Origin of the sequence: Paenibacillus sp. FSL H8-0537, from assembly GCF_038051995.1 — a bacterium.
Taxonomy (GTDB): domain Bacteria; phylum Bacillota; class Bacilli; order Paenibacillales; family Paenibacillaceae; genus Pristimantibacillus.
Genome location: NZ_CP150290.1, coordinates 5115297 through 5133377, shown reverse-complemented (window position 1 = coordinate 5133377; position 18081 = coordinate 5115297). Strand labels below are relative to the sequence as shown.

Genomic DNA, 18081 nt, shown 5'->3' with positions numbered 1-18081 from the left:
TGTTGCAAAAATGACTGCTGATAAGCTCGCCAACATAATACGTAAATGAAATGGAGAAATGCAAGATGGATATGGGATTAAACAATAAGACAGCTTTAGTAACAGGATCAACGAAGGGCATCGGCAAGGCCATTGCCATTGAGCTTGCCAGGGAAGGGGTTCATGTCCTCATTAATGGACGCAATGATGAGGAGGTAGAACGAACGGTAGATGAAATAAAGTCAGCTTTCCCGGCTACCTCTCCTCAAAATGCTACAGCCGATATTGTGGACAGTGGGCAGCGAGAGGCTTTGTTTGAAAAATACCCAAGCGTTGATATTCTGGTCAATAATATGGGTGTTTATGAAATCATGAAATATGAGGACGTCAACGATGAGGTTTGGGAAAAATACTTTCGTACGAATGTTCTTGCAGCAAATGGCTTAACCAAATTTTATTTGCCTAAAATGCTGGGAAATAATGACGGCCGCATTATCTTTATTGCGAGTGAAGAAGCCGTCATGCCTTCAGGCCTGATGCCTCAGTATGCGATGACTAAATCCATGCTGTTATCATTGTCCAAAAGCTTGTCTAAACTAACGACAGGAACAGAAGTTACGGTCAATACGATAATGCCAGGACCGACACTCTCTGAACAAGTGCATCAAATTATTGATAGCATGTACCCTGACGAAGGCTTGACCTTTTCAGAAAAAGAGAAAAAATTTATGGCAGGTTTTTTGCCTCAATCGGAAATACAGCGATTTATTAGGCCTAATGAAATTGGCAGGCTAGCTGCATTTGTATGCAGTCCTTATGCATCTGCCTTTAAAGGTTCCCCGATCCGCATGGATGGGGGAATGGTGCCGACTATTTTTTAAAAATGGCCTAGCCGAGAACTGATTTTCATAGTGAATAAAATCAAAGGAGCTGCGTGCGCAGCTCCTTTTCCAATCTATTGCGTTCCAATTATTCCATTCCAATCTTGAAAATTCCTGATATCAAGGGACGCAGACACTCGAGTCCACAAATCTAAGATCAAGCCCAAAATTTATCCAGCCAACTCCGGGTCCTACCCAGCGCCAGCCAGCGATTGAATTTGGCCCAACGAAAGTAATAAACATCCAGTAGGAAGCGCCATTGCTTTGCCAAATATACGTGAATTTGTTTCGACAGCCAGCAATTGCACCTGAATCTATTAACGCGGTAGCTCCCGGTGGCAATTGTGGTGGTCTTGGTGGAATCGTAGAAGGCGGAGCGAAAGCAGGAGGACCTCCTTGATTAGGTGGTTGAACGGGAGGCTGCGTGCTTGGGAATGTTGGCATGCCTGGTTGAGGGAAAAAAGGAGGAACGATTGGCGGTGGCATTGAAGGCCCTGGAATTCCAAACGGTCCAAACGCACGAGAATAAAAATCAGGAACATAAACCCACATGATGTATAACTCCTTTTACATTTCATTGTTCAAAGCATTCATGGAAACTTATATGGCAATGTATGATGCACATTAGCCTAGTGATACTAGGTTAAGTGCCCAATTTTTGGGCCGCACATATAATCGCTTGACTTGGAGCTAACTCCAGAGGTTAAACTACATACGAAGGAAACAGTACTTTATTGAAAGTGAGGAACGATCAAATGGAATATGTGAAGCTTGGAAATACGGGCTTGGATGTATCTCAGCTTTGTCTTGGCTGTATGAGCTTTGGTGAAGCAGAGCGGTGGGTTCATCCATGGCTGCTTAATGAAGAGCATAGTCGTCCTATTATAAAAAAAGCGTTAGAGCTTGGTATTAATTTTTTTGATACAGCCAATGTGTATGCAGACGGAACGAGCGAGGAAATTGTTGGACGGGCTCTGAAGGATTATGCGAATCGTGATGAAATTGTGCTGGCTACAAAGGTGCATTTCCGTATGCATCAAGGACCAAACGGTGCAGGTCTTTCTCGGAAGGCCATCATGAGTGAAATAGACAAAAGCCTTAAGCGATTGGGAACCGATTATGTAGACCTTTATCAAATTCATCGCTGGGATTATAATACGCCTATAGAAGAGACGATGGAAGCTTTGCACGATGTGGTGAAAGCCGGGAAGGCAAGATATATTGGAGCTTCCGCGATGTATGCATGGCAGTTCCAGAAGGCTCTATATACCGCTGAGAAAAATGGGTGGACGAAGTTTGTATCGATGCAAAATCATCTAAACCTCATCTATCGTGAAGAGGAAAGGGAAATGCTCCCCCTTTGCAAGGAAGAAAAAATCGGTGTCATTCCTTATAGCCCGCTGGCATCGGGAAGATTGACGCGTGATTGGTCGGAGAAGACACATCGCTCCGAAACCGATCAAGTTCAGAAATCGAAATACGATGCGACAGCAGATACGGATCGATTGATTGTGGAGCGCGTTGCAGCCATCGCCGAAAATCGCGGTGTTCCCCGTGCTCAAATCGCGCTTGCTTGGGTGGCGCAGAAAGAACAAGTCACGGGTCCGATTGTCGGCGCTTCGAAAATATCTCATCTCGAGGATGCGGCAGCTTCTCTATCCATTAAATTAACGCCAGAGGAAATTGCATCGCTGGAAGAGCCATACGTTCCTCATCCGGTCATTGGTGCCGTTTAATATTAGTAGGGGATAAGAATACCTGACTATTATCAGAGTTGTTCTTTTTTTAAAAGGAGGAGGGGCGAACGTCATGTTTATACAAGAAGTAAGCGAAAAATTTGAGCTGTCACAGGATACTCTGCGCTATTATGAACGAATTGGGCTTATCCCACGAGTGAATCGCACTAAAAGCGGACTTAGAGACTACACCGAGGAGGATTGCCGGTGGGTTGAGTTTGTCAAATGTATGCGTGGCGCAGGTCTTCCGGTTGAGGTATTGATTGAGTATTTAGGATTGTTTCAACAGGGTGATGAAACGCAAGAGGTGAGAAAAGAGCTGCTAATCGATCAACGTAAGCTGCTCAGAGCACGAATGGAAGAAATGAAGAGGGTGCTTGAACGCATGGATGATAAAATTGAAAGATATGAGCAGACGATCGTGAAAAAAGAAAAAACACTAAGCAGAGCGCAAAACATAGAGCTATCGCACTAACTGCCTATGTTCAGGTCAACTAGATTTACGGGTTGGCCTTTTTTTTTGCGCTCATGTTGCTGCAAGCTATTCCTGACTATGTGCTGACGCAATCTGAACGAGTTGGCGTATGTGATCATCCTTCAGGGAATAAAACACAAGCTTTCCTTCCTTCCGAAAGGTGGCTAATCCAAGCTGTTTTAGCGTTCGCAAGTGATGAGATGTAGTTGCGAGCGAGGAATTGATAATATTTGCCACGTCACACACACACAGCTCATCCTCCTCGCATAATGCAAAGACGATTTTTAGCCTCGTCTCATCGGCCAGCGCTTTAAAAATCTTAGCCATTTCCTGAATGTTTTGCTGCACTAAAGCATGCTGCACCTTACGTACTTTGGGCTCGTCGTAACAATATATTTCACAGCTATCTTTCATTCCGCGCCCACTTCCTTATTCAAATTAATGTTTGATTGTTGTTAGCTTATCATATTATAATTAAACAATCAAACACATGTTTGAGTGTTTGTTCGGTGTTGGAAGCAGGATGCTCAAATGAGTAACTGGAAGGATGATACATATGTATGATGTATTGATTATAGGGGCAGGACAAGCAGGGCTGGCTACAGGGTATTATTTGAAAAAGAGCGGTTTAAGCTTTATCATTTTGGAAGCAGCAGCATCCATCGGGGGTTCTTGGCGGCGGCGCTATGACTCGCTTCAGCTCTTTACACCACGGAGGTATGACGGATTGCCTGGCATGCCTTTAGAAGGAAATCAGAATGGTCTGCCGAGTAAAGATGAGATCGCAGACTATCTTGAAGCCTATGCGTCAAAAATGGTGTTGCCGATAAAGCTGAATAGTCGTGTTAAACGACTTTGGAGAGAGGGGCATTTCAAAGCGGAAACAGCAGATGGAGTAATCGAGGCTAGTAGCGTTATCGTGGGAACGGGTCCATTCCAAGTGAAAAATGTTCCTTCCTTTTCGAGCTTATTATCAGAGAGTGTCACTCAGCTGCATTCCTCAGAGTACATCAACCCTAATCAACTAATTCCAGGGAATACAATCGTTGTAGGAGGCGGAAATTCAGGTGCTCAAATAGCGGTCGAGCTAGCCAAGGATCGGGCGGATGACAGAGCCGTTTATCTATCTATTGCTCGCGATATTTCTTTCAAACCCTTGCATGTGATGAATCGAAGTATTTTCTGGTATTTTGAAAAGCTCGGATTTCTTCGTGCAAGTACGCAGAGCCCGATTGGTAAATGGTTGAAAAAACAGCCCGAGCAAGTATATGGCTTTGAACTGAAACAGCTCATGAAAAAGGGAGAAGTAAAGGTTTTTTCTCGTATAAAGAATGCGAATGGTAACCGAGTTATAGGTGAGGATGGAAATGAAATCGAGGTGAAAAATGTCATCTGGGCTACTGGTTTTAAACGAGACGATCAGTGGATTGATATTCCGGATGCCTTTGATTCACATGGTCAGATTAAGCATAATGAAGGAGTATCGCCGGTAAGAGGGTTGTATTTTGTCGGATTGCCATGGCAAACCTCTAGAGGGTCGGCACTGCTGGGCTGGGTAAAATATGACGCTCAAAAAATAGTAGATCATCTAGCTCTGACTAATAATTAAAGCTTATTTACTAACATAGCGGAGGCTGAGGACTAAATTTCCTGTCCATGGCCGCCGCTATTTCTATTCACTCCTAACTCACTGTATATTTTTATCCCATAACGGCTTATTTCGGCTGCTTAACTGAGCTGCTTAATCGAGCTGCTTGACGGAGCTTCTTACGATGAGCTCCGCAGGCAACACGACTTTCCGCCACGGCCCGGAGGCGCTGCCATTCTGGATGCGGTCAATGAGCATTTGCATGCCGAGATAGCCGAACTGGTAGGCTTGCTGGGCGACAACGGTCACAAATGGATTAATCTCCGCATAAGGGCCAAAATCATCAAAGCATACGATAGAAATATCGTCTGGTATACGCAGGCCGCGCTGCTGGAGCAGGCGAATCAGCTCTATGGCAATGACGTTGTTTCCGGCAATGATTGCGGTCGGAAGCGGGTTTATGCTGTCGATCCAGGCATTCATGGCAGAAAGATCATTTTGCGGGCCGAAGCTGGTCTCGAATAAATAATCAGGCTCATAGGACAGCCCATTGAGCTGAAGCGCCTCCCTGTAGCCTTGCAAGCGAAGGCGGGCGCTGGAGCTCGACAGCGAGCCGTTGACCATCATAATTCGCGTATGCCCCTGCTCCACAAGATGATCCACAAGCTGGCGGGCGCCTTCCTTGCTGTCCCCAAGAACGATATCGCATTCAACCCCTGGCACTTCGCGGTCAATAAGCACGAATGGGGTCTGATGCTGAAGCAGCGACTCCAGATTGGGCAGGGAAGGGTCGCCAGTTGGCGCCATCATCACGCCGTCGACCCTCGTCGTTAGAATCGTATGGATATAATCCGATTCCTTCTCTAAATTTTCATCGCTGTTGCCGAACAGCAGCTTGTAGCCATTTTTTGTAGCGGCATCCTCTGCTCCTCGTGACAGCGTCGTATAAAACGGATTCGTAATATCGGCAATAAGCAAAAACAGCAGGCGGGTATGCTGGAGCACTAGACTTCTCGCCATCTGGTTCGGCACATAGTGCATGTCCTCCATCACTTTCTTGACCTTTGCCCGCGTCTTGTCGCTTATTCGGCCTGTGTTATTGATCACTCGCGATACGGTCATCGCCGAAACCCCGGATCGCTGAGCGATATCGTAAATCGTAACCATGCGGCTTGCTCCTTATCTATTCAGCCCAATCGTTTTGTATTCTACCATCTTACAAAAGAGAGCCATTGACAGCAACCCTCAAGCTTGATAAATTAGAGTTACCGATAACTCAATACTAACTCAAGCAGCTGGTTATGCACTTATATTTCACCCACGAAACGGAAGCTTTGCCGCCAGAGGATGGCAAAAGCCGTTTACGCTTGTATTGGAGGGATAATAGTGACACAAGAAAAGCATCGTTTTGAAAGCGGTTTCCCTAAAATAGGTATTCGTCCTACGATCGATGGACGCCGTAAGGGCGTTCGCGAATCGCTCGAAGAACAGACGATGAATATGGCAAAATCAGTAGCGGCGCTCATCGGCGAGCATTTGCGTTATCCGAACGGTCAGCCGGTTGAATGCGTCATTGCGGACAGCTGCATCGGCGGCGTAGCGGAAGCGGCAGCTTGCACGGACAAATTTGCCCGCGAGCGCGTAGGCGTATCCATCACCGTAACGCCATGCTGGTGTTATGGCACCGAGACGATGGATATGGACCCGTCCATTCCGAAAGCGGTTTGGGGCTTTAACGGCACAGAGCGTCCAGGCGCCGTATATTTGGCCGCTGTACTATCCGGCTATGCACAGAAGGGCCTTCCGGCCTTCGGCATTTATGGCGAGGAAGTACAGGATTCTGGCGACACGAGCATCCCTGAAGATGTGAAGGGCAAGCTGCTGGGCTTCGCGAAAGCGGGTCTTGTTGTAGCTTATATGCGAGGCAAAGCGTATTTGTCGATGGGCTCCGTATCCATGGGAATCGCGGGCTCGATCGTAAGCGATGCTTTTTTCCAAGAATATTTGGGCATGCGTACCGAGTATGTGGATATGTCGGAATTCGTCCGCCGCTTCGAAGAGGAAGTTTATGATGGTGAAGAATTTGCCCGTGCGCTCGCATGGGTGAAGGAAAACTGTCCAGAGGGAGCAGACAACAATCCAGCGCAAATCCAGACCTCCAGAGAGCAGAAGGACAAGGATTGGGAAACCGTTGTGAAAATGACGATGATTGCCCGTGACCTGATGGTCGGCAATCCGCGTCTTGCTGAGCTTGGCTTTGGGGAAGAGGCGATGGGCCACAATGCGATCGTATCCGGCTTCCAGGGGCAGCGGCAATGGACGGATCATTTTCCAAACGGCGATTTCATGGAAACGCTGCTTAACTCCTCGTTCGACTGGAACGGCATCCGCGCACCTTACACGGTAGCAACGGAAAATGACAGCTTGAACGGCGTTGCGATGCTGTTCGGCAATTTGCTGACGAATACGGCGCAAATTTTCGCCGATGTGCGGACGTATTGGAGTCCTGATTCGGTAGAGCGCGTAACGGGCCATAAGCTGGAAGGCCATGCAGCGGGCGGTATTTTGCACCTAATCAACTCCGGTTCGGCGACGCTTGATGGCACAGGCGAGCAGCAGTTGGAGGGCAAGCCTGCGCTTAAGCCGCATTGGGAAATTTCTGAGCAGGAGGCGGCGGATTGCCTGAAAGCAACGTCGTGGCGTCCGGCATCGGTCGAGTATTTCCGCGGCGGCGGCTATTCCTCCGACTATTTGACCCGCGGCGGCATGCCGATGACGATGTCCCGAATCAATTTGGTTAAGGGCATTGGTCCCGTTCTGCAAATTGCCGAAGGTTATTCGATTGATCTGCCAGAAGGCGTTCATGATGTACTCGACAAACGGACAGATCCGACTTGGCCGACGACGTGGTTCGCTCCGATTTTGACAGGCAGCGGTGCATTCCGCAGCGTTTATGAAGTGATGGACCAATGGGGCGCAAATCATGGCTCTATCAGCTACGGGCATATTGGCGCGGATTTAATTACACTTGCGTCGATGCTGCGTATTCCAGTCAATATGCACAATGTGGCAGAGGAAAAGCTGTTCCGTCCACGCGCTTGGGGCCTGTTCGGCACGAGTAATGCGGAAAGCGCAGATTACCGCGCTTGCGACAACTTCGGGCCATTGTATAAATAACAAGGTGAAACGGTTGCCCTCCGTCCTCTGGCGGCGCGGCGCGTTTCAGTCCGAGAAATATAAGCCTATTTATACGTGAAAAACTTATAAATTCTTATATTTTGAATAATTGAATGAGTCATCTACAAGCTGCCGTTCCGATCATTTGGGGCGGCAGCTTCATGGGTTCAATCAGAAAGAGGAGGAATAGAGAAATGAGCAGCATGGAAATTAGAGAGGAACTATGTAAATACGCAAAAAAGACGGTAGCGAACCGTCTGGTGGTTGGTCCAGGCGGCAACATTAGTGCGAAGCATGAGGGCAAAATGTATCTTTCTCCGAGCGGCTTTGCACTGGATGAAATTGAGCCGGAGCAGTGGGTAGAGGTCGATATTGAGACTGGAGCCGTAACGGATACGGGCTTCCGTCCATCGTCCGAGGTGCTGATGCATCTATATGCTTACCGTGCGAACCCGAATATCGGAGCCATCGTGCATACGCATCCGCCTTATTGCATCGCTTTTACACTTGTGGAGCAGGAGCTGCCGATTATGTTCCCCGATCAGGCCGCGCTTGTAGGCAAGACGGTATATATTCCATATGTTCTGCCTACTACAGATAAGCTCGCTGATGCGCTAGTGGAGAAAGTGAATGCTGCGAGCTCGATTCTGCTAGGCAATCATGGACTGGTAACGACAGGACGCAACCTGCGTGAAGCCTACTACCGCACGGAGGTTGTAGAGGAAAGCGCAAAAATCTTCCTGATCGCCAAAGCCATAAAAGAGCCTAAAGTGCTGACGACGGAAGAATTTGAAGAAATCGCATCGCTGGAGAGCGAGGCCTACCGCATTTTGCTGCTGCAAAAAATGCAGTAGTTTTGCGTTGAATCCGCTAGGCAGAGGAGGAATGCAGGGATGGCAAATGCAGCGAAGACGGCGGCGACCGTGCTTGCCTTTGATCTGGGCGCAAGCAGCGGCAGGGCGCTAATCGGCAAGCTTGCTGTGCATGCAGAGGGCAAGCGCAAGCTAGAGGTGACCGAGCTTCATCGTTTTCCCAACTATGCGGTACAAGTAGGACAGCATTTGCACTGGGATATTTTGCGTCTGCTGCAGGAGATGAAGGCTGCCATTCGCAAGGCATTCCAGCAGGGCTATCAGCCGGCCACCTTTGGCGTGGATACATGGGGAGTGGACTTTGGCCTGCTGGATTCGCAAGGCGAGCTGCTGGGCAATCCGTATCATTACCGTGATCCGCAGACGGAAGGCTTGATCGAAGAGGTAGAGCAGCTGCTGAGCCGAGAGGAGCAGTACCAGCAGGGTGGACTCCAGTTCATGCCCTTTAATACGATTTATCAGCTGTATGCGATGAGCAAGGCAGGCTCGCCCAAGCTGGCGGCCGCCGAGACGCTGCTGCTGACACCGGATTTGCTCGTTTATTTTTTGACAGGCAAGAAGGTATGTGAATTTACGATGGCGACTACGACGCAGCTGTTTCATCCCGAGCGGCAGCAGTGGAATGAGCCGCTTATGCAGCAGCTCGGCATTCCAGCGAAGCTGTTTCTTGCGCCGATTCATCCGGGACAGCGCATTGGGACGCTTACACCGGAAGTATGCGAAGAGCTGGCTGTACCGCCGATTGAAGCGATTGCCGTAGGCACGCATGATACGGAATCAGCGGTTGCTGCTGTGCCAGCGGCAGGCGGGAAAGCTTTTGCCTATTTGGTATGCGGCACGTGGTCGCTGCTCGGCACCGAGCTTGCGAGTCCGCTGCTGACGCCAGAGGCGCTGGCGCTCGATTTTTCCAATGAAGGCGGAGTCGGCGGGACCTATCAGCTGCTCAAAAATATTATGGGCCTGTGGATTTTGCAGGAATGCCACCGCGAATGGGAATCGCAAGGGCAAGAGCTTTCATTCGCGCAGCTTGTAGTGGAGGCAGAGCAGGCGGAGCCATTCCGCAGCCTGATTCACCCGGATGATTTGCGTTTTTACAGCCCGTCCAGCATGATTGGGAAGGTGCAGCAATATTGCGAGGAGACGGGGCAGCCTGTACCGCAGTCGCGGGGCGAAATCGCAAGATGCATTCTTGAAAGTCTGGCGCTGAAATACCGTTACGCGCTGGAGCAGATGGAGCAGCTAACCGGAGAAGTGTATTCTGGTCTGCACATGGTTGGCGGCGGCATACAGAACAAGCTGCTCTGCCGCTTTACGGCCAATGCGCTTGGCCGCTCGGTATGGGCAGGCCCAGTCGAAGCGAGTGCAATCGGCAATATGCTCGTGCAGCTCATTGCCCAAGGGGAATGTGCGGATTTGCAGGAGGCGCGGCAGCTAGCGGCGGCATCGTTTGAGGTGGATGCCTATGAGCCGGAGCCAGTGGAGCAGCAAGTGTGGGAGCAGGCTTACGAAGCTTACCAGCGGTTAGTCGCTTTACAGGTGAAGTCTTAATTTCAATCATACTAAGGGAGTGTTTAAGGTGCTGCATGGGATATCCAAATTAATTTCACCAGAGCTTCTGAAAATATTAATGGAAATGGGCCACAGCGACGAAATCGTGCTGGCCGACGGCAATTTCCCGGTCATGAGCCACGCGCAGCGCGTTGTCCGGGCGGACGGGCACGGCATTCCGGAGCTGCTGGAAGCGATATTGCCGCTGTTTCCGCTGGACCAATATGTGGAGCGCCCGGCGGCGCTCATGCAGGTTGTTCCTGGCGATACGGTACAGACGCCAATCTGGGAGCAGTATCAGCTCATTATAGAGCAGCATACGCCCGTACGCGAGAAGCCTGAGGAAGTGGAGCGCTTCGCTTTCTATGAGCGGGCGAAGAAGGCTTATGCCATTGTGGCAACTGGCGAGCAGGCGCTGTATGCGAATATTATTTTGAAAAAAGGCGTTATTAAATAGCCTATTCAGGCGTCAAAACGGCACGGGAATGTTTCGTTACATTCTGTGCCGTTTTTTTGTTGGGAAAGCCTATATGCATGTCAGGAGTAGTTAATTGGAGGAATAGTTTTTGCTTTTTGTATTTGCAAATTATTTCTCAGGATGCACATAACGAGTTGAGTAAGAAATAAGCATTTGAGAAGCCTATAAGAGGAGGGAAGAGAAAAAAATCATGCCATTATGAAAGGGACCATTTTTGTAGTATTCAAATGTTCCAATATATGTAATAATAAATAGGTCTGTTTGATGGATCAAGTATATTTCGAAGGAGTAGGTTTCAATTATGTTAAAAGGATTATTGGGATGTCTTATTACTGTATCGCTTTTTTTCTCTCTAGTTCCTTCTAATGTAATCGCGGCAGAAAGAAAATTCGGGGATACGATTGCTAGTGCCAACGGACGTGTACTTGCAATCCAAAAAGATGGGAGTCTATGGTATTGGGGAAAGGGCACATTTAATGATTCTAGAGGTGATCAATCTCCTCAACGAGCAAGCAAATCCAAATTAATGGATGATGTCATAGCCGTATATGGGAATTGGTGGAGTAGTTTTGCCATTAAATCAGATCACAGTCTATGGTCTATACAAAGTGATGAAAACGACCAAGGCGTTACAAAACCCATTAAAGTAATGGAGGGGGTTCGAGAAGCTACTGCTTCGTACGATCAAGTGTTAGTACTGAAAACAGACGGAACCGTTTGGGTAAAGCCAGTATATGCAGACAATAAGAGTTTCAAACAAGTTATGTCTGGAGTAAAACAAATCAGTGCAAATCTTAATTGCTATTATGCGTTGAAAGAGGATGACTCACTCTGGGGATGGGGAGATAACTATTCTGGCGGATTAGGAATTAAGACGCAAGAGGTTGATATAATCGCACCAGTTAAAATAATGATGGATGTAAAAAGTGTTCACGGGATTGGCAGTAACGCATTTGCAATTAAGAAGGACAGCACCCTTTGGGGTTGGGGCGAGAATGAAGACGGTCTCCTATTTACAGGTAAAGTAGAGACGTGGGCGTTTAAGCCCTATGCTGATGGAAGTCAAAGTATAGTGAAGGCACAGTTTACACCTGTTAAGCTTATGAGTGATGTTATAAAGGTCGATGGACGCAACCACATAGCTGTCATTAAAAAGGATCATAGTCTATGGACCTGGGGCGGTAATCAAGAAGGACAGTTAGGGGATGGCTCAACAGAGTCGCGCTATACACCTCAGAAAGTTCTCGATGATGTCATAGATATTACGGCAAAAGCGGCTTTTACGTTCGCATTAAAATCCGATGGTACCCTGATGGGCTCAGGATCTAATGGTGTGGGAGAATTAGCTCTTGACACATTCGATTACGATCCTCATCCTACACCTATTCAGATAATGGATAACGTCGCAATCCCTTATACGACGGCTTCCTTTCCGTCGGTTTGGGCCAAAGACGATGTATCTTTTGCGATTAAAAATAAACTATTACCTTTGTCGATGCAATCTGGATATGAAAAAAATATAACACGAGGCGAATTTATATCCTTAATTGTCCCATTAATAGAAACAACAACAGGCAAGAAATTAGATACGATCATCAATGAGAAAGGCTTGAAATTGGCAGAGCCCTTTAATGATACAGACGACAATAACATTTTAAGTATTGCTGCATTCGGTATTATTACTGGAGTTGGAGATGGTAGGTTTAATCCAAATGGTCTTATAACTAGAGAACAAGCGTCACTTATTTTAATGAAAACGTCAAAATTTCTCGGAATAGGCAGCGAGAATAGGGTAGATTCCAATAAATCCTTCACCGACCATAATCAAATAGCTGTGTGGGCGGAAGAATCAGTTTATTTTTGCATAAGACATGAAGTCATGAAAGGCACAGGGAATAATAATTTTAGCCCAAAGTCTCATTATACAAGAGAGATGAGCATAATTACGATCGTCCGATTGTACGGACAAATTTCAGGTCAAGTTACCTAAACTGCATCGTGATACTCTGACATAGCTGCACCTAGGGTGTGCTGAAGATTACCAAGGTATAGATGTGGGGAGTCTTCCAAATGAGGATGCGAAATCATTCTGTTTCTGTCAAAATGATAGAGAGTGGACAAGTTATAATTATGAAGAGGAGTCGGTCATTTCATGAACAAATTATCCATGATACATCAGGTTTCTGTAAGGGAAAAGGTAGTGGCCTTCACATTTGATGATGGTCCGAATCCGGTATATACGAGCCAATTGCTTGATATTTTTCGCAGTGTGGGAGGACGAGCAACCTTTTTTATGATTGGTCAGGAGATGGAAGCGCATCCAGAAATGGCGGCCGTTGTGCATCAGGAGGGCCACGAGCTCGGGAATCATACATATTCCCATCCAGACCTTACTGAACTGACGTTGGAGGAAGCTAGTGGGGAGCTGCAGCGAACAGATGTCCTTATGCGGAAGGTTACAGGGCAACAGGTACGTAGCTTCAGACCGCCATTCTTTGGCGTGAATGACAGCATTCTGTCTCTGGCTGCAGAGTACGGATACCGGTCAATCGGCACGGTAAATGGAGCGGCCAAGGACTGGGAAACGCCAGGCGTTGATTATATTCTGGAGCATACACGGCAGGCGATCGCGCCCGGCAGTATCTTGCTGTTTCATGACGGGTACGGGGACCGTTCCCAGACCATAGAAGCGGTTCGGGTGCTGGTGGAAGAACTGGCTGCAGAAGGCTATCGTTTTGTCACCACCAGTGAACTGCTGGATATGGCCGATCCGGATGAGAGCGGTCTGACGATGAGCCCAGAGGAGTTAGAAGGATAGGCCTGAAGCTCAGGGCCTTCCGTTTTTATCGGATCATAGTAACTCCAATGACGGACACCCGCGAGGTGTCCGTTTTTCTTGCATCCACAAAACCGCGGGCGATGAATGGTCCGGCTATGGGGATATTTATTTCTCTTTCGCCCATTGACACCTAGGTAGATGTGGATTACCATTATCACAACATAATTCCAAGTTAACAAGTTGGTTAAGTTGTATTTTGCGAGGAGGCCCTCCCGGTGAATATCGAAAATATAGAAGCATTCGTCTATGTCATTTACTACGGCAGCTTTAATAAGGCTGCGGAAAGCCTATTTCTTTCCCAGCCGTCCGTAACGGCGAGAATTCAGTCGCTGGAGCGGGAGCTTGATTGCAAGCTGTTCGACCGCATGGGCAAGCAAATTCAATTGACCGAGGAAGGCAAGCGGTTCCTGCCGTACGCCCAGCAAATTTTGCAGACGCTGGAAAAGGGTCGCAAACAGCTGCATCAGAAGCAGGAGATGCCTGCCCAGCTGAGAATTGGCTGTACTGTGTCAACGGCAAATTATTTGGTGCCGAGGCTGCTGCCAGCGCTGAAGGAGAAGCATCCTGGCATTCGCTTCAAGACGGTGACCGCTCCGACGGATGATATTGTGGAAAAGGTGCTCAGCAAAGAGGTCGATATCGGCTTTGTCCGTCAAACGACCCATCCCGGCTTACGCTCGGTTAAGCTGCTGGATGACGCCATTCGGCTGCATGTGTATGAGGGCCACCCTTTTCTGAAAGAAAAGCAGATTACGCTAAGGGCGATAGGCAACCAGCCGCTGGTGTTTTTTGAATGTGGAGCGCTGGACTGGGTAAGGCTTCAGCGGGTTTTTGAATCGCTTAATGAACCGCCGGAAATGTCCTGCCACACAGATAATTTGGAAACCGCGAAGAGGCTCGTGCTGCAAAAGCTGGGGATCTGCTTCCTGCCAAGTCTGTCTGCCTATGACGAGGTTCAGGCTGGCCAGCTTTTCCCGATTACGATTCCGGAAGTGGAGGGACTGTCGCTGGATACGAACCTGATTATGCTTAACGGGGAGAGCAGTCCTTTTTTCGAAAGCTTGGTGAAGCTTGTCAAAGCACTGCCTTTCGTCAGCGGGGCGTAAACGTAAAACGTAAAACATAAAACGAGAAAATTCGACATACGAACAGAGCTGCCCTGAAGCCGACCTATCGAATGTTTAGATAAGAGTATAGAAAAACCCTATTATCCGAGGCATTGACGGTTTGCTGGGCGGATGATAAATTAGTGACAGAACAATTCTTACTTAGTAGGTAGGAATTATAGGTTTTATAGTATTTATAAAAAACGAGAAAATATGGGGGAACGATTTTTATGAAAAAAAGAACTTTTTTAGCTACGCTGCTGGTATTGTCCTTTACGCTGACGGCGTGCGGAGCTGCAAATAATGGCGCGAATGAAACAGCAAACAGCGGTGCAGGGGCAAGTGCTAGCCCGGCTCAGGAAGTGAAGAAAATTATTGTCGGCACGGGTACCCAGTTCCCGAATGTATGCTTTATCGATGAGGACGGCAAGCTGACAGGCTTCGACGTTGAGCTGGTTAGAGAAATCGATAAACGCCTTCCGGAATATGAGTTTGAATTCCAAACACAAGAATTTTCAAGCTTGCTGCTAAGCCTTGAGACGAAAAAAATCGATTTTGTCGCTCACCAAATGGAGAAAAATCCAGAGCGTGAGGCCAAATTCCTTTTTAATAAAGAGCCGTACAGCATTTTCCTTTCCAAAATCGCAGTGTACAGAGACAATACGACGATTCATTCAATCGACGATTTGACAGGCAAAAAAGTGTTCACATCGCCAACGAGCAATCAGGCCTTTTTCCTGGAGCAATACAACAAGGATCACAACAATCCGTATGAAATTGTTTACTCCAGCGGCGCTGCCAACGACCGAATTGCCTTGCTCAAAAGCGGCCGCGTAGATGCAACGCTTGCTACTGACTTCTCGCTTCCGTTCTACCCTGACACAGATGGCAAACCTGCGATGAAAACGGTAGGCGACCCGCTCATTCAATCCGACGTGCTGTTCGTGCTTCGGAAAGACAGCCAGGAGCTGGCAGACAAGCTGGATGCAGCAATTAAAGAGGTTAAAGCAGACGGAACGCTGTCGAAGCTGAGCGTAGAGTGGCTTGGCGAAGACTACACAAAACCGCTTGATGAAGTTGTAAAAAAATAAATGGTGCTACTAACTTGCTGGTCAAGGGTGTAAGACGGAGGGAAACCTATGGGCAGAAAATTTGATATTCATTACTTGCTAGATTTCATACCCAAATTGCTGTCTTACCTGCATATCACCTTGTTTATTGTAGCTGCATCCATTTTGCTGGGCATCGTGGTTGGTTTTATAATCGCGCTGCCCCGGCTTTACAAAACTCCCGTATTGCAGCGGTTTTCGCAGGTGTATGTATCCTTTTTCCGCGGAACGCCCATATTGATTCAGCTCTTTCTCATTTATTACGGCCTTCCGGAATTGCTTAAGCTGGTTCATATCGATGTATCACGGGCCAATGTGCTCGTTTTCGTTATTTTGGCTTATGCTCTCCATAGTGGCGCTTTTATATCTGAGGCGATTCGGGCGGCGGTCAATGGGGTGGATCGTGGGCAGGTAGAGGCGGCCTATGCGATTGGAATGAGCGGCTATCAGGCGTTTACCCGAATTGTACTGCCGCAGGCGCTGGCGATATCGATCCCGATTTTGGCGAATCTCGTCATTGGCAACCTGAAGGACACGTCGCTGGCGTTCACGCTGGGCGCCATGGAAATGACGGGCAAGTCGCAGACGCTAGCCTCGGCAACTCAGCATTTTATCGAAACCTACATTGCTTTGTCCCTTATTTATTTTGTAATCAGCACGATATTGGAGCGGACCTTCCATTATTTAGAGCGCAGGCTGCTGCGTCATGAGAAACAAGTGGCCGAACCGGCGGAGCGTTATGGTAAAAGAAGGCTGTGGAAGCGGACGCTCATCGCGCGCTTTGAGAAAGGAGGCTGAGCCTGATGTCACTAGACCCTGGATTTATATGGACGGCCTTTCTCAGCTTGTTCAAGGCGCTGCCGAATACCCTTTATATTACCATCGTCTCGGTGTTCGTCGGTTTCATTATTGGTACAGCAATTGCCCTTATTCGTATTTATCGCATTCCGGTTCTATACCCGCTGGCTAGCGCTTATGTGTTATTCATTCGTGGTACGCCGATGCTTATGCATTTGCTGCTTATCTATTTCGGCCTTCCGATCATAATCGATGGGCTGGCAAGCGCACTCGGACTTGGCTTTAATTCAACGGTTATTCCGTTAATCGGATTTGCTTATATTTCTTTCTCGATTACTGCAGGCGCCTATATGTCGGAGGTTGTACGCGCAGGCATTCTTGCGGTGAACCGCGGACAGATGGAGGCCGCTTATTCCATTGGAATGACGACGCCGCAGGCGCTGCGCCGTATCGTACTGCCGCAGGCGCTCGCCGTCTGCTTGCCGAATCTATCCAACAATTTGATTGGCATGCTGCACGGTTCAACGCTCGCTTTTACCGTATCTGTTGTTGAAATCAATGCCCAAGCGCAAATTGTCGCTGCCACAAACTGGAAGTTTCTTGAAGCCTACATTGCAGCAGCGGTGCTGTTCTGGGGCATGACCATATTAATCGAGCAGGCTACAGCTTGGCTGGAGCGGAGAATTAATAAATACAATCGAGGTGGCGTAGCATGATTGAACTGAAGCAGATTTCCAAGTCGTTTGGGAAAAATCAGGTGCTTCAATCCATCGATCTGACGGTGGAAAAAGGCGAGGTCGTTGTCATATTAGGCCCAAGCGGGTCGGGTAAAACAACCTTGCTGCGCTGCATCAATTATTTGGAGAAGCCCGATAATGGGCAAATCCGCATTGGGGATTTCGAGCTGGACTTCAAGGCAGCAGGGAAAAAAGATATTCATAATCTGCGCCAGCGCTCGGCTATGGTGTTCCAGCATTACAATTTATTCAAGCATAAGACGGCGCTGGAAAACGTCATGGAAGGGCTGCTCATTGTGCAAAAGCTGCCCAAAGACGAAGCAAGGCGGCGCAGCACGCAAATGCTGGAGAAGGTAGGGCTTGCGGCGAAGCTTGACGCTTACCCAAGCGAGCTATCCGGCGGACAGCAGCAGCGGGTAGGTATCGCCCGGGCGCTTGCGCTGAACCCGGAAGTGATTTTGTTCGATGAGCCGACGTCGGCGCTTGATCCGGAGCTTGTTGGCGAGGTGCTTGATGTCATTCGCAAAATCGCTGGAGAAGGCATTACGATGATCGTCGTCACGCATGAAATGGGCTTTGCCCGCGATGTCGCAAGCCATGTCGTCTTTATGGACGGTGGTGTTATCGTCGAAGAAGGCAAGCCGAGCGAGCTGTTCGGCAAGCCGAAGGAAGAACGGACCAAGCAGTTTCTGAAGCGAATCGCGCCGGAACCTAGCTATAGCATATAAACGAGCGTTGCAAGGCAACCGACGATGGGA

17 protein-coding genes are annotated in these 18081 nt (G+C 48.2%); 15 read left to right on the top strand and 2 right to left on the bottom strand.

What is annotated here, in order from left to right:
* Positions 1 to 65: 65 nt before the first annotated feature.
* The 3 genes from MHB80_RS21655 to MHB80_RS21645 all read left to right on the top strand — a co-directional run bounded on the left by MHB80_RS21655 (position 66) and on the right by MHB80_RS21645 (position 3071).
* A complete protein-coding gene (locus MHB80_RS21655; RefSeq protein ID WP_341278923.1) occupies positions 66 to 860 on the top strand; it encodes an SDR family NAD(P)-dependent oxidoreductase in 795 nt (264 codons plus the stop codon).
* A 755-nt stretch (positions 861 to 1615) separates the two neighbouring features.
* Positions 1616 to 2596, top strand: coding sequence for an aldo/keto reductase (locus tag MHB80_RS21650; RefSeq protein ID WP_341278922.1), 981 nt, complete (start codon positions 1616 to 1618; stop codon positions 2594 to 2596).
* A 73-nt stretch (positions 2597 to 2669) separates the two neighbouring features.
* Positions 2670 to 3071 (top strand): MerR family transcriptional regulator, encoded by a 402-nt coding sequence (locus MHB80_RS21645; protein ID WP_341278921.1) that lies wholly within the window; start codon positions 2670 to 2672, stop codon positions 3069 to 3071.
* A gap of 66 nt (positions 3072 to 3137) precedes the next feature.
* Here MHB80_RS21645 and MHB80_RS21640 read toward each other — a convergent pair whose 3' ends face one another.
* Positions 3138 to 3485, bottom strand: a complete 348-nt coding sequence (locus tag MHB80_RS21640) for a metalloregulator ArsR/SmtB family transcription factor (protein ID WP_341278920.1) — start codon at positions 3483 to 3485, stop codon at positions 3138 to 3140.
* Between the two features lie 133 nt (positions 3486 to 3618).
* On the opposite strand from MHB80_RS21640, the gene MHB80_RS21635 reads away from it, so the two are divergent.
* Positions 3619 to 4680, top strand: coding sequence for an NAD(P)/FAD-dependent oxidoreductase (locus tag MHB80_RS21635; RefSeq protein WP_341278919.1), 1062 nt, complete (start codon positions 3619 to 3621; stop codon positions 4678 to 4680).
* Between the two features lie 132 nt (positions 4681 to 4812).
* On the opposite strand, the gene MHB80_RS21630 is transcribed toward MHB80_RS21635, so the two are convergent.
* Complete coding sequence (locus MHB80_RS21630; RefSeq protein WP_341278918.1) at positions 4813 to 5826, bottom strand: LacI family DNA-binding transcriptional regulator; 1014 nt, start codon at positions 5824 to 5826, stop codon at positions 4813 to 4815.
* Positions 5827 to 6045: 219 nt separating this feature from the next.
* On the opposite strand from MHB80_RS21630, the gene MHB80_RS21625 reads away from it, so the two are divergent.
* From MHB80_RS21625 to MHB80_RS21575, 11 genes are all read left to right on the top strand, one after another.
* A complete protein-coding gene (locus MHB80_RS21625) occupies positions 6046 to 7836 on the top strand; it encodes an L-fucose isomerase (protein ID WP_341278917.1) in 1791 nt (596 codons plus the stop codon).
* A gap of 194 nt (positions 7837 to 8030) precedes the next feature.
* The gene (locus tag MHB80_RS21620) at positions 8031 to 8690 is read left to right on the top strand and encodes a class II aldolase/adducin family protein (protein WP_341278916.1); all 660 of its coding nucleotides are present in this window, start codon (positions 8031 to 8033) and stop codon (positions 8688 to 8690) included.
* Positions 8691 to 8729: 39 nt separating this feature from the next.
* Positions 8730 to 10256 (top strand): rhamnulokinase family protein, encoded by a 1527-nt coding sequence (locus tag MHB80_RS21615; RefSeq protein WP_341278915.1) that lies wholly within the window; start codon positions 8730 to 8732, stop codon positions 10254 to 10256.
* A gap of 28 nt (positions 10257 to 10284) precedes the next feature.
* Positions 10285 to 10713, top strand: coding sequence for an L-fucose mutarotase (fucU, locus tag MHB80_RS21610; RefSeq protein WP_056043218.1), 429 nt, complete (start codon positions 10285 to 10287; stop codon positions 10711 to 10713).
* A 322-nt stretch (positions 10714 to 11035) separates the two neighbouring features.
* Complete coding sequence (locus MHB80_RS21605; RefSeq protein ID WP_341278914.1) at positions 11036 to 12724, top strand: S-layer homology domain-containing protein; 1689 nt, start codon at positions 11036 to 11038, stop codon at positions 12722 to 12724.
* 162 nt (positions 12725 to 12886) lie between these two features.
* On the top strand, positions 12887 to 13552 hold the full coding sequence (locus MHB80_RS21600; protein ID WP_341278913.1) for a polysaccharide deacetylase family protein: 666 nt from the start codon (positions 12887 to 12889) through the stop codon (positions 13550 to 13552).
* Positions 13553 to 13788: 236 nt separating this feature from the next.
* A complete protein-coding gene (locus MHB80_RS21595) occupies positions 13789 to 14679 on the top strand; it encodes a LysR family transcriptional regulator (RefSeq protein ID WP_341278912.1) in 891 nt (296 codons plus the stop codon).
* A gap of 230 nt (positions 14680 to 14909) precedes the next feature.
* Positions 14910 to 15770, top strand: coding sequence for a transporter substrate-binding domain-containing protein (locus MHB80_RS21590; RefSeq protein ID WP_341278911.1), 861 nt, complete (start codon positions 14910 to 14912; stop codon positions 15768 to 15770).
* A gap of 48 nt (positions 15771 to 15818) precedes the next feature.
* Positions 15819 to 16586 carry an amino acid ABC transporter permease gene (locus MHB80_RS21585; RefSeq protein WP_341278910.1) on the top strand — a complete coding sequence of 256 codons (768 nt, stop codon included), beginning with the start codon at positions 15819 to 15821 and terminating at the stop codon, positions 16584 to 16586.
* A 5-nt stretch (positions 16587 to 16591) separates the two neighbouring features.
* A complete protein-coding gene (locus MHB80_RS21580; protein ID WP_341278909.1) occupies positions 16592 to 17302 on the top strand; it encodes an amino acid ABC transporter permease in 711 nt (236 codons plus the stop codon).
* Positions 17299 to 18051, top strand: coding sequence for an amino acid ABC transporter ATP-binding protein (locus MHB80_RS21575; protein ID WP_341278908.1), 753 nt, complete (start codon positions 17299 to 17301; stop codon positions 18049 to 18051). Before MHB80_RS21580 ends, MHB80_RS21575 begins: the two co-directional genes overlap by 4 nt.
* Positions 18052 to 18081: the final 30 nt, after the last annotated feature.